This is a genomic window from Leifsonia sp. L25, from assembly GCF_050632895.1.
The window spans coordinates 1270911-1284852 of the sequence record NZ_JBODRZ010000003.1; the positions used below are offsets into that span (position 1 = coordinate 1270911).

Consider the following 13942-nt stretch of genomic DNA (forward strand, 5'->3'; position numbering starts at 1 on the left):
CCTGCGTAGAACTATGAGGGAGGACGAGATGACCAGGATCATCCGGTGCGAATGCGGCTACATCGCCCGCGGCGAGACGGACGCCGAGGTGGTGGACGACATCAGCGCTCACATGCGGTCCGACCATCCTGCCCTCTTCCAGGCAGTCGCGCGGGAGGACCTGCTCGGCTGGATCCAGTTGGAGTGAGCCGCAAGGAGCCCACCATGAGCTCCACCACCACCCGAGCCGATGCACGCGACGTGCGCGCCGGGGCTCCCCTCGTCGAGCCGGACTGGCTCGAATCCCACCTCGCGGACCCCGGCGTCCGGGTCGTCGAGGTGGACGTGAACGCCACCGCCTACACGTCGGGCCACCTCCCCGGCGCGGTGCTCTGGAACCCGTACGCCGACCTCAAGGGGCCCGACTACCGGCCGGTCGGCGATAACGCGATCCGCACGCTCTTCGAACGCTCCGGGATGACCCCGGACACGACCGTCGTCCTCTACGGCTACGCGCCGTCGCTCGGGTTCTGGCTGATGAAGCTCTACCGGCACGCGGACGTACGCGTCCTCGACACCTCCCGCGCGGTCTGGCAGGAGGCCGGCCGGCCCTGGACGACCGAGGCGTCCGAGGTGACGCCCACCGTCTATCCGCTGCCCGCTCCGGCCGGCTCGATCCGGGCCACCGCAGCCGACGTGCTCGCGGCGATCGGGCTCCCCGGCACCGCGATCGTGGACGCCCGCAGCGCCGCCGAGTACACCGGCGAGCGCTTCTGGCCGTCCGGCACCCCGGAGCCCCGCGGCCGCGCCGGTCACGTCCCGTCGGCGGTGAACGTGGACGCCGCAGGCGTCTTCGACGAGCGTGGCCGGTTCCGCGACCGCGACACCCTGGCGGGCATGTTCGCCGCGATCGACCCCGCCGCGGACGTCATCACCTACTGCACGATCGGCAACCGCGGCTCGGCGGAATGGTTCGCGCTGCGCTACCTGCTGGGGCACGAGGCCGCGCGCGTCTACGACGGCTCGTGGGCGGAGTGGGGGCACGACCCGGACACGCCGATCGCGTGACCGGGCGGGCTAGCTAGCCGTCCTTCCGGATCCACCGGAAGGACAGCCGGCACGCGATCAGCCCCGCCACCAGCCAGATCAGCAGCACCACCGCGATCCAGCCGAGCTGCCAGCTTCCGCTCGGCTCGGCCGACTCGAAGCTCGCCGGGAGGAACACGCTCCGCATCCCCTGCGCGATCCACTTGAGCGGGAACAGGCTGGCGATGTTCTGCAGCCAGGTCGGCAGCAGGTTGAACGCCAGGTAGACACCTGAGATGAACTGCAGCACCAGCACGATCGGGATGATGACGGCCGTCGCGCTCTTGCCCGTGCGCGGCACTGCGGAGAGCGCGATGCCGAGGACTGCGGAGGTGACGATGCCGAGCGCGTAGATCCACGCGAAGCGCAGCCAGGCCTGCGGCTCGGTCGGCAACGCCACTCCGAACAGCACCCGGGCCACGAGCAGCAGCAGTGCGATCTGCAGGACACTGGTCGCGATGACCTGCCCCATCTTGCCGAGGAAGTAGGAGACGACCGGCAGCGGGGTGCCGCCCAGGCGCTTCAGCGTCCCGTCGCTCTTCTCCACGGCGATGTCGACGGCGAGGTTCTGCACACCGCTCAGCAGGATGCCCGCGGCGATCATCCCCGGCAGGTAGTAGGCGGCCTGCGTGATGCCGCCGCTGCCGTCGGGCGCGGCCCCGACCTTGCCGAGGCCCTGGAACGCGACCGAGAAGATCCCGAGCATGACGACCGGGAAGAGGAACGTGAAGAAGATGGTGTCCGCCTGGCGGAAGTACATGAGCACCTCGTAGCGGATCCGGGTCCACCCCAGCGCGACCGAGGTCATGCGGCCACCTCCTCGCCGGACGCCGCACCCCGGGCGCGACCGTCGTTCGCCGTGGCCGCCCGCTCGTCGGCCTCCCGCACCAGCCCGAGGTAGATGTCCTCCAGGCTCGGCCGGATGACCTCCAGGTCGCGCGGCTCCCCTCCGCCTCGGCGGCGAGCCGGGCGACGAGCGCGCCGGGGGCGTCGGTGCGCTCCTCGTGGGGCGCGCCCGCCGCGTCCCGCCAGCGGACGATCGGCACACGGGCGGAAGACCCGCCGAGCGCGTCCACCGCGCCGATGTCGAGCAGCGCACCGTGGGCGATCACCGCGGCCCTGTCGCTGAGCTGCGCGGCCTCGTCCAGGTAGTGGGTGGTGAGCAGGATGGTCGTGCCCTCGCGCTTGAGCGTGCGGACCAGCTCCCAGAACTGTCGCCGCGCCTCCGGGTCGAACCCGGTCGTCGGCTCGTCGAGGAACAGCAGCTCGGGACGCCCGATCACGCCGAGCGCGACATCCAGCCGCCGGCGCTGGCCGCCGGACAGATTGCGGATGCGGACCTTCGCCTTCTCCTCCAGCCCGACGGCGGCGATGACCTCCTCGACATCGCGGCTGCGCGGGTAGTACCGCGCGAACTGCGTGAGCTGCTCGCGCACGGTCACGTTCGCGGCTTCGGCGCCGGACTGCAGCACGATCCCCAGCCGGGCCTTCCACACGGTGCCCGCCTTGCCGGGATCGGTGCCGAGCACGCTCGCCTCACCGCCGGACCGGTCGCGGTAGCCCTCCAGGATCTCGATGGTCGTGCTCTTCCCCGCGCCGTTCGGCCCGAGCAGTGCGAAGGTCTCCCCTTCGGCGATCTCGAAGTCGACGCCGCGCAGGGCCTCGAACGACCCGTACGACTTGCGGAGGCCGCGCACGACCACGGCAGGAGGACGTGAACTCATGGGGTAATCATGCCGCGCGTGAGATGGGGCGCGCAGCACCGAGCCATCGACATTCGTGCGTCGTGCGTCGTGCGTCGTCCGTCTCCGGCGCTACTCGCGCAGCGCGAGCCCGTGCCCCGGGCGCCGGTCGGGCGTGAGCGCTCCGTCGACCAGCGGCAGCGCGCCGGTGAACACCATCGGCTCGAGCCGAGCGTGGTCGTGGAAGTACTCCAGGTGGCGGAAGTTCCGGGTCGCGCAGCCCGCGTGCGCGGCGAGCTGCGGCGCGCAGTGCGCCGAGACCGGGACGCCGTGGGCGGCCGCGAGTCCGCTGAGCTGGAGCCAGCCGGTGTAGCCGCCGCAGCGGGTGACGTCGAGCTGGAGGCAGTCCACCGACCCGAGCAGGGCGACCGCGTCGGACGGGCGGTACACGTACTCCCCGCCGCGATGTCGGCGGACGCTCCCGCGCGCACGGCAGCGAGCTGGTCGGGGTAGTCGGAGCTCACCGGCTCCTCGAACCAGGTCACGTCGAATTCGCGCAGGGCGCGCTCGACGCGCAGCGCCTGGCCGACGCCGTACGCGCCGTTGGCGTCCACGAACAGGCCGACGTCGGGTCCGATCGCGCGCCGCGCGACCTCCACGCGGTGCAGGTCGCGGTCGACACGGGTGCCCCACGATTCGCCGATCTTCAGCTTCACCCACCGGCAGCCGTCCCGCGCCCAGCCGGCGAGCTGGTCGTGCAGCCGCTCGTCGTCGTAGGTCGTGAAGCCGCCGCTGCCGTACGCGGGCGCGGAGGCGCGGACCCGGCCGAGGAGGTCGGCCAGCGGCATCCCGTGCGCGCGGGCCCGTGCGTCCCAGAGCGCCACATCGACGGCCGACAGCGCGCACGCGCCGATCCCCGGGCGCCCCGGGTTCCGGAGCGCGTGCTCCAGGTCGGCGACGATCGCGCCGAGGTCGGTCAGCGACCTTCCGCGCAGCAGCGGCGCGAGCTCGTCGTCGACCACGGTCGCGGCGGCGGCCGAGCTGTAGGTGTAGCCGAGGCCGGTCACGTCGCCCGCGTGCAGCAGCACCACGGTGAGCGTGGTCGCGTCCCAGGTGGCCGTCCCGTCCGCCTCCGGGGCATCGGTGGGGATGCGGAAGACGCGGGTCTCGACCGCGTCGATCACCGGGAGCATCCCGTCGAGCTGCCCGCTCATGAGCGTTGCCTCACCCGGTCGGAGGACAGCGCCCGTTCGACCGCCGCTGCCGGGATGCGCTCGGCGGTGCGGCCGGGACGGTCGACGCGCACGGGGACGCCGCGACGCGCACCGAGTTGCAGCGCAAGCACCTCGGCGAGGTGAAGCGGCCGCTGATCCGGGTCGAGTGCGTCGCCGAGCTGCTCCACCTGCGTGCGGCAGCTGAAGCCGTCCGCGATCACGCGCGCCTCGGCGCCCGCCTCGCGGAGCGCCGGCAGCAGCGCGTGCTCCGCGGCAGCCGCCGACACGTCCAAGTGGCCCGCCTCGAAGCCGAAGTTGCCGGCGAGGCCGCAGCAGCCCTCCACGGTCGTGGTCTCGATGCCGGCGGCGTCGAGGATGGCCTGGTCGGCGCCGAAGCCGCCGACCGCATGCTGGTGGCAGTGCGGCTGGACGACCGCGCAGCCGCCGACGTGCGGTGGCGACCACTCGGGGGTCCGCTGCAGCAGCTCGGCGAACGAGGTCGCGCGCTCGGCGACGACGGCGACGTTCGGGTCGTCCGGGAGCAGCTCGGGAGCGTCGGAGCGGAACACCGCGAGGCAGCTCGGCTCCAGCCCGACCAGCGGCACGTCATCTCCCAGCGCTTCGGCGAGCGCCGCGGCCGTGTGCGCGAGCATCCTGGCCGCGGTCGCGAGCTGGCCGGTCGAGATCCAGGTCAGCCCGCAGCACAGGTGCCCGGGCGGCAGGACGACGCGGTAGCCGGCGTCCTCCAGCACGGTGACAGCCGCGCGCCCGATGGACGGGTGGAAGTTGTCGGTGAAGGTGTCCGGCCAGATCATCACGTCGCCGAGCGGCGCGGGAGGCGCGGGAGGCCGGGCGGCGAACCAGTCGGTGAAGCGCTGCGGCGCGAACCGCGGCACCGGCCGGTCGGGCTCCACGCCGCCGAGGCGCTTGGCGACGCGGGAGAGGCCGGGAATGCGCGCGAGTCGATTCACGAGCGCCGGGGCGACGCTCGCCATCCGCGCCCAGATCGGCAGCCAGCCCATCGTGTAGTGGGCCGCAGGCCTGCAGCCTCCCCGCGTAGTGGTGCGACAAGAACTCGGCCTTGTAGGTCGCCATGTCGACGTTCACGGGGCAATCCGTCTTGCAGCCCTTGCACGACAGGCACAGGTCGAGCGCGTCCCTCACTTCGGTGGAGCGCCAACCGTCGGTGATCGGACTCTGCCGGTACTGCCCCTCCAGCATCTCGAACAGCAGCCGCGACCGGCCGCGGGTGGAGTGCTCCTCCTCGTTCGTGGCGCGGAACGACGGGCACATGACGTTGCCGCTGTGGCTGCGGCAGTTGCCGACGCCGACGCAGCGCAGGGCCGCGCGGTCGAACCGCCCGCGGTCCTTCGGGTACGAGAAGTGCAGCTCCACGTCGACCTTCGGGCCGTAACCGGCGCCGAGCCGGAGGTTCTCGGTCGGCAGATAGGGACGAACGACCTTGCCGGGGTTCATCCGGTCCTGCGGATCGAACAGCGCCTTGAACCGCTCGAACAGCCGCACGACCGCGTCGCCGAACATGATCGGCAGCAGCGCGCCGCGCGACTGCCCGTCGCCGTGCTCGCCGGAGAGCGAGCCGCCGTACTGGGCGACCAGCTCGGCGCCCCGGCCGATGAACGCGCGGTAGTGCGCGATCCCCTCCTCTGTGACGAGGTCGAACGGGATCCGGCAGTGCACACAGCCCTGGCCGAAGTGGCCGTAGCGGGAGACGTTCTCGTAGCCGAACTCCTGGAGGAGCCGGCCGAAGTCGCGCAGGTAGTCGCCCAGCCGCTCCGGGGGGACGGCGGCGTCCTCCCAGCCCTCCCAGGTGTCGGGCCGGTCGGGGATCCAGGCGGTGGCGCCGAGACCGGCCTCCCGCACCTCCAGGATCTCCTTCTGGTGCTCGGCGTCGTCGAACTCGCGGTCGGCCGGGACGATCTCCCGCTGTTTGAGCGCCTCCACCATCCGCCGCGCCTTGGCGTCGGACTCGTCCTTGGTGTCGCCGCCGAACTCGCAGACGAGCCAGCCCTCACCGTCGGGCAGCAGGTGCAGCGCCTCCACGTTCTGGCGCTTGGTCTTCTGGTCCTCCACCAGCACCTCGTCGATCCCCTCGATCGTCAGCGGGTCGTGCTCGGCGATCGCCGGGGCGGCGTCGGCGGCGTCCTCGATGCTCGGGAAGCCGAGTACCAGGAAGGTGCGGGCGGGGGGCACCGGCACCAGGTCGAGTTCGGCGTGCAGCACGGTGACGAGGGTGGACTCGGAGCCGACCAGCGCCTTGCCCACGTCGAAGCCGGCCTCGGGCAGCAGCGAGTCGAGGTTGTACCCGGAGACCCGGCGCGGGATGCGCGGGTAGCGTTCCCGGATGAGGTCCCCGTCCTCGTCGGCGAGCTCGCGCATCGCGGCGTAGAGCTCGGCGACGCGGCCGCCGGCCCGCTGGATGCGCTCGAACTCCCCGGGGAGGTCGGGCCCGCCCAGAACCGGTCGCCCTGATAGGTCAGCACCTCCATCCGGCGCACGTTGTCGACGGTCTTGCCGTAGGCCTGCGCGCTGGAGCCGCACGAGTTGTTGCCGATCATCCCGCCGAGCGTGCAGTGCGAGTGCGTCGCCGGCTTCGGCCCGAACTGGAGGCCGTGCGGGGCGAGCACCGCGTTGAGGTCGTCCAGCACGATGCCGGGCTCGACCACGGCCACGCGCGCGTCGGGGTCGACGGAGAGCACCCGGTTGCAGTACTTGCTCCAGTCGATGACGACCCCGTGGTTGGTGCATTCCCCGGCGAGGCTCGTGCCGCCGCCGCGGCTGAACACCGGCGCGGAGAACTCTCGGCAGGCGGCGATGGCCTCCACTGCGGCCTCCACGGTGTGCGGGATGACGACGCCGATCGGCACCTGCCGGTAGTTGGAGGCATCGGTCGAGTAGGCCGCGCGGCTGCCGTCGTCGAAACGCACCTCCCCGTCCACGCGATCCGCCAGCGCGCCGGCCAGCATGCGGACGTCCACGCCGCCGGAGGTGATCACGCTCGACATCACTCGTCGATCTGTTCGAGCAGCTTCTTGGAGGCCCGCGCGATGTCGTCGTGGTCGTTCTGCGCCGCGCGGCTCTCCAGCGAGATGACCCCGCAGCGGTGGACCTTGGCGAAGTCGCCGTACGGGAAGCTGTAACGGCCCTTCGTCTCCTCGCTCTTCTCGGCGTCCTCGCCGAGGTGCCAGAGCGCGTACTGCTCCCAACCGTGCTTCTCGATGAACGCGTTCTCCTGGTCCGCGCTCGGCGCGTGCTCGCTCCAGTCGTCGCGCTCGTCGCGGACCACCGTGCCCTTCTCGACGAGCGAGCGGGCGTGGTCGAGGGCTTTCCGGTTGAGCTTGACGGTCATTGGCGTGCCTTCCTGTCGTGCCTTCCTTGGCGTGCCTTCCTTGGCGTGCCGACGCCTCCTCTCGGATGGAATGCCCTCCGGCCGCCGAGCGCAAGGGGTTGAACGGATTCGGAGGCGGCGGAGCATCGGAAGGGGTCACCGCCGCCGAGCGAGAGGAGCACGCGTGAGCCGCATCGAGACACTGGAGGGCGCCGTCGTCGTCGTGACGGGCGCCAGCGGAGGGGTCGGCCGGGCCACCGCCGTCGAGTTCGGGCGCAACGGCGCGCGCGTCGCACTGCTGGCCCGCGGCGAGGCGGGGCTGGAGGCCGCGGCCGCCGAGGTGCGCGACGCCGGCGGCCGGGCGATCACCGTCCCGGTCGACGTCGCCGACGCCGACGCCGTGGAGGCCGCGGCCGAGCGAGTCGTGAACGAGTGGGGCCGAATCGACGTGTGGGTGAACTGCGCGTTCTCGTCGGTCTTCGCGGAGGTCGGCCGGATCTCGCCGGAGGAGTTCCGCCGGACCACCGAGGTGAGCTACCTCGGTTTCGTGTACGGCACGATGGCGGCGCTGCGCCGGATGCGCCCAGCCGGCGGAGGGACCATCGTGCAGATCGGCTCCGCGCTCGCCTACCGCGGCATCCCGCTGCAGTCCGCGTACTGCGGCGCGAAGCACGCGATCGTCGGGTTCACCGAGTCGGTGCGCACCGAGCTCATGCACGACCACAGCGAGGTCGCCATCACGATGGTGCACCTGCCGGCGATGAACACGCCGCAATTCCGCTGGCTGCTCTCCCGCCTCCCGAAGCAGGCGCAGCCGGTGCCGCCGATCTACCAGCCGGAGGTCGCCGCGCGCTCGATCGTCCGCGCCGCCGTGCACCCGCGTCGGGCCTACTGGGTGGGCGTGTCCACGGTGGAGACCATCCTCGGCAACCGGGTGATCCCGGGCCTGCTCGACCGCTATCTGGGCAAGACCGGATACGCGTCCCAGCAGACCGACGAGCCGCGGCCCGCCGACCAGCCCGCCAACCTGTGGGAGCCGGCCGACCGGGAGGTGGACCACGGCACGCACGGCCCGTTCGACGACCGGGCGAAGGGGACGAGCGTGCAGGCCTGGGCCTCGCGGAACCGCCGCGCACTCGGGGCCGTCGGCGCCGCCCTCGCGGGGGCGGCCCTCCTCACCGCGGGGAGCGCGGCCTCCCGCCGCCGCTGACCGCGCCGCCCGCTCCACAGGGGCCGCAACACCCCGTGATCGCCCGCGCGTAGCGGCGTGTTGCGGCCCCCGTGCCGCGCCCAGAGGTTGGTCAGGAGGCCTTCAGGAGGTGCATAGTGCGACCTCCTAGGGTGGTGCTTTCGCGTGGGAGGTCCGCGCGAGCCGAGCGGGCGGGAGGTGCGGGATGCGCAAGGCGGTCGTCGCCCTCCTCGTGGCGCCCCTCGTCGTCGCCGGCGGCCTGTTCGCGGCCTCCCGGCTCGTGACAGTACCGGCGACCATCGCCGCCCCGCCCCCGCCGTGCGCCGACGCCACGGCGACCACGGTGGAGGGCCGCGCGGTGCCGAAGGGGCCGGTCGCCGGATTCTGCGCACCCGAGCTCGCCATGGCCGCCACGATCCTCGCAGCCGCCCGAGACCAGGGCGTCGGGCAGTACGGCGAGACCATCGGGGTCATGACCGCGATCGGCGAGTCCGGCCTCCGCAACCTCGACTACGGCGACGCGGCGGGCCCCGACAGTCGCGGCCTCTTCCAGCAGCGGGACAACGGCGCGTGGGGCACGCTCGCGGACCGGATGGACCCGTACACGGCGGCGACGCACTTCTTCCGCAAGCTCGTGCGCGTGCCCGGCTGGCAGTCGATGACGCCGACCGAGGCCGCGCACGCCGTGCAGGTCAACGCGGACCCCGGCTACTACGCGCAGTACTGGGCCGACGCGCAGACCGTCGTCGCCGCGCTCGGCGGCTAGCCATCCCTTCCTCACTTTCTCCCGGTCAACGCCGGCGTGTCGCGGGAGAAAGTGAGGAAGGGATGGCTGAAGGGCGTGCGGACACCCTGAGAGTCCTGACAGACGACGCGCCCACCGCCCCGCCCGCGTTCACCTGCGCATCCCGCGTCCCGCCAGGGATGCCGCCGTCGACACGCCCGAGCGCGCGCGACCGCCGTAACCCCGCATTCATGAACCGTTTGGTTGACCCCCCGATGAGGGCCGCACCAGTGTCTTCTCTGTGACCTCCCTCCGAGGTCTCTCGCCTTCTCAGCTCCACCACTCTCGGGAAAGGTCTCGACCCATGCCTCGCAACACCCCCGGCGCCAGAAATCCGGCAGACGCCGTTTCGCCGCCCTCACACCGCGGCAGCGCGTCCTCGCGGTCACCGCGGCCACCTGCGCGCTCGTCGTCCTCGGCGGCGGCATCGCCACCGCCTCCACCCTCGCCTTCGGAAACCAGCAGGTCGGCGTGAACTACGCCGACGGCGAGCAGATCTCGTCCGACCAGGTGCTCCAGCCGGCCGGGACCCGCCTGATGACGCCGTTCGGCAAGCTCATGGGATCGACCGTCAGCCCCGACGGCCGATTCCTCGTCGGCACCAGCGCCGACCGCTCCGTGGACCTCCAGGTCTTCGACCTCTCGACGTACAAGCCGGTCGCGGCGGCGGGCACGCTCGCAGCGTCCTCGTTCGCGACCGCCGCCGCCAACGCCGGCTACGGGTCGATGAACTACCTCAAGATCTCGGACGGCACGGTCGGCCAGGAGGGCCCGGTCTTCTCGCCCGACGGCAAGTTCCTGTACGAGCCGGTCGCGACCGGCATCGTCCGCTACCCCTTCAACGCCGACGGCTCGCTCGGCGCCGGCACGAAGATCAGCATCCCGAACTCCGCCGCCGGCCAGGAGGCGCTGACCGCCGGGATGACCTTCTCGCCCGACGGCTCGACCCTGTACGCAGCGGTCAACGGCCAGAACACGGTCGTCGCCATCGATCCGGCCGCCGGCACGATCAAGCAGACCCTCCCGGTCGGGATCGCCCCCCGTCAGCTGACGTTCGTCGGGAGCAAGCTCTACGTGGCCAACGAGGGCGGCCGCTACGCGCTCCCCGGTGAGACCACGATGGGTTCGTACGGCACGCAGGTCCCCGCAAACACCACCCTCGGAACGTCGACGACCGGCACGGTCAGCGTCATCGACACGGCGAACCCGTCGGCCGCTGTCGGCTCCATCCCGGTCGAGCTGCACCCGACGGCCATGCACGTCAGCGGGAACACCCTGTACGTCGTCAACACGAACAGCGACTCCGTCTCGGTGATCGACACACGCTCCGGGGTCGTCGTCCAGACGATCGCGACCCAGCCGTGGGCGTCGTCGAAGACCGGGTACCAGCCGACCGCCGTCACGCTGCAGGGCGACCACCTGCTGGTGTCCCTCGGCAACGCGAACGCGATCGCCGTCTACAAGATCAACCCGAAGGACCCGCGTGACCCCGCCGCGCTCATCGGGCTCCTGCCGACCGACTACTACCCCGAGAACGTCGCCGCCGTGAACGGCTCGATCGTCGTCACGAACACGCGCGGGATCGACGCTCGCGGGCCCGGGATCACTGTCAACAAGGGGGCGGGCGTCCCGGTGGTGACCGGGCACGGCACGCACTCGACCACGGCCTCGCTCACGAAGTTCGCGCTGCCGAGCGACCAGCAGATCCAGAAAGCCACGGCTCAGGTGTTCGCTCAGAACGGCTGGACCGAGAACTCCCTCAAGCAGGCCCAGGGCGACCAGAGCGAGAACGCTGCGGCGGTCATCCCGAAGCGTCTGGGGGACCCCTCGCCGATCAAGCACGTGTTCCTCGTGGTCAAGGAGAACCGCGGCTACGACCAGCTCTACGGCGACATGAAGCAGGGCAACGGCGACCCGTCGCTGACCCAGTTCGGCCAGACGGTGACGCCGAACCAGCACGCCCTCGCCTCCCAGTTCGGCCTGTACGACAACACGTACGACATCGGGACGAACTCGGCCGAGGGTCACAACTGGCTGATGCAGGGCGACAACACCGCCTACACCCAGACCAGCGCGGGAGAGTACACCCGCTCCTACGACACGGAAGAGGACGTGCTGGGTCACCAGCGCAGCGGCTTCCTGTGGAACTCCGTGCAGTCGGCCGGCAAGAGCGCGAAGAACTACGGCGAGTTCGAGTACGGCGAGGGCAAGCCGGCCGGCGCGACCTGGCAGCAGTACTACTGCGCGGCGACGAGCACGATGGGCGGCGGTTCGCCCGCGCAGCTGTTCGACCCGTCCATCAAGTGGAACGCGGGCTCGGTCATCCCGTCGCTGAACGCGATCTCCGACCCGAACGCGGCGCCGTTCGACCTCGCCGTGCCGGACATCTACCGGTACGAGACCTGGAAGCAGGACTTCGAGAAGAACGGGCCGTCCAACTTCAACATGGTGTGGCTCTCCAGCGACCACACCGGAGGCACCGCCGACCCGAAGGCCATGGTCGCCGACAACGACCTCGCGCTCGGCAAGATCGTCGACGAGATCTCGCACTCGCCCTACTGGAAGGACTCCGCGATCTTCGTCGCCGAGGACGACAGCCAGGACTCCGCCGACCACGTCGACGGCCACCGTGCTCCCATCCAGGTGATCAGCCCGTACGCCGTGCACGGGAAGACCGTGAGCACGTACTACTCCCAGATCAGCATGGTCCGCACGATCGAGCAGATCCTCGGCGCGCAGCCGCTGAACCAGAAGATCGCCGCGGCGACGCCGATGGCGGACGCGTTCACGAACAAGCCCGACCTGACGCCGTACACCGCGGTCGCCAACCAGGTCCCGCTGACCGAAGGTGTCGCGACCAAGCCCGCCTGCGGCTACGACACCCTCGGGAAGACCGGAGCCGCGGCCGACGCCGTGAACGCCCAGGCCGAGAAGGACGCCGCTGTGCCGGCGGCCGAGCAGCCGGTCGCCGCCGAATGGCAGAAATGGGCCGGAAAGCAGCACTTCACCGGAACGGCCGGCCACCCGGCCATCCCGGACTACGACAACCCGCTGCTGATGAACCGCTACACCTGGTACCAGACCAAGCACTGGACGTCGCCCTACCCGGGAGACGCGAAGATCTACGGGCCGAACGACGTGCCGGGCATCGCCCCGGGGTCGACGAACCACGACGACCAGTAGCCGTCGCAGACGCGGACGCCCCCATCCTTCGCGGGTGGGGGCGTTCGTGCGTTCACGGGTTGTGGGCATTCAGGGTTGCGGGCATTCAGGGGTTGTGCGCGCTCACGGGTTCTCGTACGTCCCGTCGAGGCGCGCCCGCCCGATGACGTGACCGCGCATCGCGCGCACGGCGTCCTCCAGCCCGAACGAGGCGGGGAGGTCGAGCCGGCGGTCCACTGCGAAGAGCTGGAAGACGTAGAAGTGCGGCCCGTGCGACGGCACCGGCATCGGCCCGTGCCAGCCGCGGGAGGCGAGTGACCCGCGGCCGTAGGCGATCCCCTCCGGTGCGCCCTTCCGGGCCAGCGCGCCCTCCGGCAGACCGCCGAGCGCCGGGTCGATGCCGCGCGCGAGCGTGTGGAGGGCGGGCTCGGCGCGCGGGGCGTCAGGGTCCTCCACGACGAGCACCAGCTCCTCGGTGGCGACAGGCGGCGCCGTCCACTCGAGCGCGGGCGAGAGGTCCTGCCCGAAGAGCCGACCGCGATACTGCGCCGGGATTGGCGCGCCATCGGCGAACGCCGGGCTGGTGAGCACGAACGACTCGGGCCCCTGCAGTCCGTCCCGCAGCCAGACGATCTTGTCGTGCCCGGCACGCCGATCGCGCAGCGCCCGTCCGATGGGGTTCGGCATGGTGGGGCCTTTCCGGGTGGGGTGGGTGCGAGGGCCAGCCTAGATGACGCCCATCAGATCACCGCCCAGCTCCCGGGCGTGCTGTCGAGGAGCAGCTCGCCGAGCCCGGCCGCGGCGAAGGCGGAGACGAAGTCCTCGGTGCTCTCGGTGAAGTGCGCCCAGCCCTCGGTGTGCGCGGGGAGCACGCGCGGCCGGCCCAGGATGCGCGCGGCCTCCGCGGCCTCGGCGCTCGTGAGCGTGAGGCAGCCGTCGACCAGCGGCGTCCTCGCCGCTCCCGCGAACAGGACCGCGAGTTCGATCGCCGGGAAGCGTCCGGCGATCTCGGCCACGAGGTCGAGCGAGGCGTTGTCGCCGGAGATGTAGACCGTGGGCGAGTTCGTCGACTCCAGGACGAATCCGGTCACGGGGCCGGTGGCGGCCTCCGTCCCGTCCGGCCCGTGCTGGGCGGGGACGGCGGTGACGGTGACCCCGCCGACGACGACGGAGTCCCACGGTTCGAGCCCGCGGCACGACGCGTCGAGGCGTCCGGAGGCGAGTGGCGTGGTCACGACGAGGGGCGCGGTCGTCAGATACGCCCGGCCACCGTGGTCCAGGTTGTCCGGGTGCTGGTCGTGCGAGAGCAGCACCGCGTCGACGCGCCCGAGGTCAGCGGGCTGGAGGCGCGCATCCGTGGTCTTGGTGAGCACCCGGGAGCCGATCGGGTACTCACCCGCGCGATCGAACGTCGGGTCGACGGCGAAGCGAGCGCCGCCGAATTCGACGAGGAGGCTGGGGCCGCCGAGGGAGAGGATGCGGGGAGGAGTGGTCACGTCT

Annotated in this window: 11 protein-coding genes and 3 pseudogenes; 5 read left to right on the plus strand and 9 right to left on the minus strand. The window is 71.7% G+C overall.

Features of this window, described 5'->3' with window-relative positions:
- Nucleotides 1–28 precede the first annotated feature (28 nt).
- Both ACRAWC_RS10095 and ACRAWC_RS10100 read left to right on the plus strand, forming a co-directional pair.
- Nucleotides 29–187: a DUF1059 domain-containing protein gene (locus tag ACRAWC_RS10095; protein ID WP_185275210.1), complete on the plus strand. Its 159-nt coding sequence runs from the start codon at nt 29–31 to the stop codon at nt 185–187.
- A gap of 17 nt (nt 188–204) precedes the next feature.
- Nucleotides 205–1047 carry a sulfurtransferase gene (locus tag ACRAWC_RS10100; RefSeq protein WP_431347598.1) on the plus strand — a complete coding sequence of 281 codons (843 nt, stop codon included), beginning with the start codon at nt 205–207 and terminating at the stop codon, nt 1045–1047.
- A 13-nt stretch (nt 1048–1060) separates the two neighbouring features.
- On the opposite strand, the gene ACRAWC_RS10105 is transcribed toward ACRAWC_RS10100, so the two are convergent.
- The 7 genes and pseudogenes from ACRAWC_RS10105 to ACRAWC_RS10135 all read right to left on the minus strand — a co-directional run bounded on the left by ACRAWC_RS10105 (nt 1061) and on the right by ACRAWC_RS10135 (nt 7328).
- Entirely contained in the window at nt 1061–1873 is an 813-nt protein-coding gene (locus ACRAWC_RS10105) for an ABC transporter permease (protein ID WP_431347599.1), read from the minus strand.
- A pseudogene (locus ACRAWC_RS10110) lies at nt 1870–2789 on the minus strand (ABC transporter ATP-binding protein). Before ACRAWC_RS10110 ends, ACRAWC_RS10105 begins: the two are co-directional and overlap by 4 nt.
- A 90-nt stretch (nt 2790–2879) precedes the next feature.
- Nucleotides 2880–3961: pseudogene (locus ACRAWC_RS10115) on the minus strand (enolase C-terminal domain-like protein).
- Nucleotides 3958–4983, minus strand: a complete 1026-nt coding sequence (locus ACRAWC_RS10120; protein ID WP_431347600.1) for a (Fe-S)-binding protein — start codon at nt 4981–4983, stop codon at nt 3958–3960. Before ACRAWC_RS10120 ends, ACRAWC_RS10115 begins: the two are co-directional and overlap by 4 nt.
- Nucleotides 4984–5068: 85 nt before the next feature.
- Nucleotides 5069–6178 (minus strand): annotated as a pseudogene (locus ACRAWC_RS10125) (FAD-binding and (Fe-S)-binding domain-containing protein); the annotation flags it as partial.
- Nucleotides 6079–6984 (minus strand): FAD-binding oxidoreductase, encoded by a 906-nt coding sequence (locus tag ACRAWC_RS10130; RefSeq protein ID WP_431347601.1) that lies wholly within the window; start codon nt 6982–6984, stop codon nt 6079–6081. The gene ACRAWC_RS10130 and the pseudogene ACRAWC_RS10125, both read right to left, overlap by 100 nt.
- Entirely contained in the window at nt 6984–7328 is a 345-nt protein-coding gene (locus ACRAWC_RS10135) for a hypothetical protein (protein WP_431347602.1), read from the minus strand. Before ACRAWC_RS10135 ends, ACRAWC_RS10130 begins: the two co-directional genes overlap by 1 nt.
- A gap of 163 nt (nt 7329–7491) precedes the next feature.
- Here ACRAWC_RS10135 and ACRAWC_RS10140 point away from each other — a divergent pair, with 163 nt between their 5' ends.
- The 3 genes from ACRAWC_RS10140 to ACRAWC_RS10150 all read left to right on the plus strand — a co-directional run bounded on the left by ACRAWC_RS10140 (nt 7492) and on the right by ACRAWC_RS10150 (nt 12463).
- Nucleotides 7492–8517, plus strand: coding sequence for an SDR family oxidoreductase (locus tag ACRAWC_RS10140; protein ID WP_431347603.1), 1026 nt, complete (start codon nt 7492–7494; stop codon nt 8515–8517).
- Between the two features lie 184 nt (nt 8518–8701).
- A complete protein-coding gene (locus ACRAWC_RS10145) occupies nt 8702–9262 on the plus strand; it encodes a hypothetical protein (protein WP_431347604.1) in 561 nt (186 codons plus the stop codon).
- A 489-nt stretch (nt 9263–9751) separates the two neighbouring features.
- On the plus strand, nt 9752–12463 hold the full coding sequence (locus ACRAWC_RS10150) for a bifunctional YncE family protein/alkaline phosphatase family protein (protein ID WP_431347605.1): 2712 nt from the start codon (nt 9752–9754) through the stop codon (nt 12461–12463).
- A 102-nt stretch (nt 12464–12565) separates the two neighbouring features.
- Here the strand turns inward: ACRAWC_RS10150 and ACRAWC_RS10155 are convergent, their stop codons facing one another.
- Both ACRAWC_RS10155 and ACRAWC_RS10160 read right to left on the minus strand, forming a co-directional pair.
- A complete protein-coding gene (locus ACRAWC_RS10155) occupies nt 12566–13129 on the minus strand; it encodes a YbhB/YbcL family Raf kinase inhibitor-like protein (RefSeq protein WP_431347606.1) in 564 nt (187 codons plus the stop codon).
- A gap of 53 nt (nt 13130–13182) precedes the next feature.
- Nucleotides 13183–13938: an MBL fold metallo-hydrolase gene (locus ACRAWC_RS10160; RefSeq protein WP_431347607.1), complete on the minus strand. Its 756-nt coding sequence runs from the start codon at nt 13936–13938 to the stop codon at nt 13183–13185.
- Nucleotides 13939–13942 lie beyond the last annotated feature (4 nt).